Below are 3,136 nucleotides of genomic sequence, written 5' to 3'. Positions count from 1 at the left end.
GACGCGGCTTTTCATTTCCGCAAGGCGCCCATGAGCAAGACAGCCAAGACCATCCATACCTGTACCGCCTGCGGCAGCGAATTCTCCAAGTGGGCCGGCCAGTGCACCGACTGCGGCGCCTGGAACACCCTCGTCGAGTCGGTCAGGGCGCCGGTCCTGAAAGGCCCGCGCGCCGGCGGCTACGCCGGGCAGGCCGGCGAGGTCACCGTGCTGGATCAGGTGCGCACGCAGGATGCGCCGCGCGTGGCCACCGGTCTGTCTGAGCTGGATCGTGTGCTCGGCGGCGGTCTGGTGGCCGGTTCGGTGGTGCTGATCGGCGGCGATCCAGGCATCGGCAAGTCGACTATCCTGCTGCAGACCATGACGCACCTGGCGGACAGCCTGCCGGCGTTGTACATCACCGGCGAGGAGTCGCTGGCGCAGGTGGCGCTGCGCGCGCGCCGACTGGAGCTGCCCATGGGCCGGCTGAAGGTCATGGCCGAGACCTCGGTCGAGCGCATCATCGCCACCGCGCAGGTCGAGCAGCCGCGCGTGCTGGTGGTCGACTCCATCCAGACGCTCTACACCGAGGCGCTGACCTCGGCGCCCGGCGGCGTGTCGCAGATCCGCGAGTCGGCCGCCCTGCTCACCCGCTACGCCAAGCAGAGCGGCTGCGCGCTGTTCCTGGTCGGCCATGTCACCAAGGAGGGCGCGCTGGCCGGGCCGCGCGTGCTCGAGCACATGGTCGATTGCGTGCTGTATTTCGAGGGCGAAGCGGATTCGCGCTTTCGCCTCATCCGTGCAGCGAAGAACCGTTTCGGCGCGGTCAACGAGCTGGGCGTGTTCGCCATGACCGATCGCGGCCTGCGCGAGGTCGCCAACCCGTCGGCCATTTTCCTGTCGCGCTATGACCAGCCGATTCCCGGTTCGGTGGTCATGGTCACGCGCGAGGGCTCGCGGCCGCTGCTGGTCGAGGTGCAGGCGCTGGTCGACGACGCCTTCAGCAACCCGCGCCGGGTCGCCGTGGGCCTCGACCAGAACCGCCTTGCCATGCTGCTGGCGGTGCTGCACCGGCACGGCGGCATCGCTAGTGTCGGGCAGGATGTCTTCGTCAATGTCGTCGGTGGCGTGAAGGTGCTGGAGACCGGCTCCGACCTCGCGGTGGTGCTGGCGGTGACCTCCAGCCTGCGCGGCCAGGCGCTGGACAGCGACCTGGTGGTGTTCGGCGAGATCGGCCTGTCAGGCGAGATCCGCCCGGTGCCGAATGGCCAGGAGCGCCTGCGCGAGGCCGCCAAGCATGGCTTCAAACGCGCCATCGTGCCGCGCAGCAACGCGCCGCGCCAGGCCATCGAGGGCATGCAGGTGGTCGCCGTGGGGCGGCTGTCGGAGGCGCTGGAGGCGCTGTAGTTGCGGTGGCGCTGCGTGCGGGAGGGGATGGGTCGGGAAAACACGCCGTGAATACATCCCTGTAGGCTCGCATGCGCCATCCCTGGCGCATGACGGTTTTCCCGACCCATCCCCTCCCGCACGCAGCGCGGCGCAGACCTCAGCGCCAGTGCTGCCACCCGGCGAGCGAGGCCTCGGTGCCATCCGGTCCAGGTCGGTACTCCGCGCCGCACCAGCCGCGGTAGGGCAGTGCCGCGATGCTGGCGAAAATGGCCTCGTAGTCCATGGCGCCGGTGCCTGGCGCGCCCCGCCCGGGGGTGTCGGCGAACTGGATGTGGCCGATGTCGGCAATGTTCTCCGACAGTCCGCCGAGAATGTCCTCGCCCATCATGGCCATGTGGTAGCAGTCGAACTGCATCTTCAGCGTGGGGTGGTCCGCCGCCTCCAGGATCTCCTGCATCTGCGCGATGTTGCTGATCAGGAAGCCGGGCATGTCGGTGGTGTTGATGGCTTCCAGCGTGGTGGTGACATCGATGCTGTGGAGTGCTTCGGCGGCGTAGCGCGCATTCGCGGTCAGCGTGTGCAGGCATTGCAGCAGGTCGGCGTCCTCGTGCTGGCGGCCGGCGAGCACGTTGACGCAGCGTACGCCGAGCTGGCTGGCGTAGGGCAGTGCCTGCATGACGGCGCGGCGGAACTCCTGTTCCCGGCCGGGCACGCCGGCGAGGCCGCAACCGCCCTGCATGAGGTCGCCGGCAGGGACGTTGATCAGCACCAGCTCGAGTTCGTGGGTGTCCAGTTCGCGCTGGATCTCGCCGATGCCGAGTTCGTAGGGGAACTGTATTTCCACGGCGCTGAAGCCGGCAGCGCGCGCGGCGGCGAAGCGCCGGATCAGCGGCAGCTCGGTGAACAGCAGCGACAGGTTGGCGGTGAAGCGGAGCATGTCGGGGCCTCCGGTCAGGATGTTGCGCGCGGGGCGGGTCAGGCCGGGTCCGGCGTGTCGGCGGGCATGTGCAGGGTGATCAGGCTGCTGAGGTCATCGCCAGCGTGGCCGTGTTCGGCGTGCAGGCGCATCAGCGCCTCGGCGGTGCGTGCCAGCGGCGTGGCGCTGCCGACCTGACCGGCGAGGCCGAGGGCGTTGCCGAGGTCCTTGAGCAGCGTCTGCACTTTCCACTGAACCGGTTCGAAGCGGCGTTCGGCCATGCGCGGGGCCAGGATCTGGAACGGCAGCGAGTCGGCGAAGCCGCCCGCCAGCGCGGGCGCCAGCAGCGCGGCATCGACGCCGGCGCGCTCGGCCAGGGCCACGGTTTCGGCGATCAGCAGGCTGTTGGCGGCGACAATGAGCTGGTTGCAGACCTTGGTCACCTGTCCGGCCCCGGTGTCTCCCATGCGGGTCACGCGGCGGGCGTAGTGCAGGAACACCGGCGTGACCCGGCTGATGTCCTCGGCGCGACCGCCGGCCATGATCACCAGCGCGCCCTGCTCGGCGCCGATGACGCCGCCGGACACCGGTGCGTCGATCCAGCGCGCGCCGGTCTCTGCGGCCAGCCGGGCGGCGATGCGCCGCGTGGCGGCGGGCGAGCTGGACGAGTGGTCGGCGACCAGCAGCCCGGCCGTCGCGCCCGAGGCGATGCCGTCGGGGCCGAAGGTGACGGCTTCCAGCGCGTCATCATCGGCAACGCAGATCAGCAGCAGGTCGACACCGGCCGCCAGTTCGGCGGGCGTGGCCGCCCGGCGCGCGCCGGCGGTGACCAGGGCATCGCACTTGCCGGCG

Annotated in this window: 3 protein-coding genes; 1 reads left to right on the top strand and 2 read right to left on the bottom strand. The window is 70.2% G+C overall.

The window, feature by feature from the left end:
• Nucleotides 1-30 precede the first annotated feature (30 nt).
• Complete coding sequence (gene radA / locus C5O18_RS07905; protein ID WP_105192962.1) at nt 31-1,386, top strand: DNA repair protein RadA; 1,356 nt, start codon at nt 31-33, stop codon at nt 1,384-1,386.
• Between the two features lie 139 nt (nt 1,387-1,525).
• Here the strand turns inward: radA and C5O18_RS07900 are convergent, their stop codons facing one another.
• Together C5O18_RS07900 and C5O18_RS07895 are read right to left on the bottom strand one after the other, a co-directional pair.
• Nucleotides 1,526-2,305 (bottom strand): hydroxypyruvate isomerase family protein, encoded by a 780-nt coding sequence (locus C5O18_RS07900; RefSeq protein WP_105192960.1) that lies wholly within the window; start codon nt 2,303-2,305, stop codon nt 1,526-1,528.
• 38 nt (nt 2,306-2,343) lie between these two features.
• On the bottom strand, nt 2,344-3,136 hold a 793-nt coding region (locus C5O18_RS07895; RefSeq protein ID WP_105192958.1), incomplete at its 5' end, for an NAD(P)-dependent oxidoreductase.

The organism is Amnimonas aquatica, assembly GCF_002943415.1.
In the GTDB taxonomy this organism is placed as follows: domain Bacteria; phylum Pseudomonadota; class Gammaproteobacteria; order Pseudomonadales; family Moraxellaceae; genus Perlucidibaca; species Perlucidibaca aquatica_A.
Note: the sequence above shows the minus strand (reverse complement) of the source record. Positions and strands in the feature narration are given on the sequence as shown.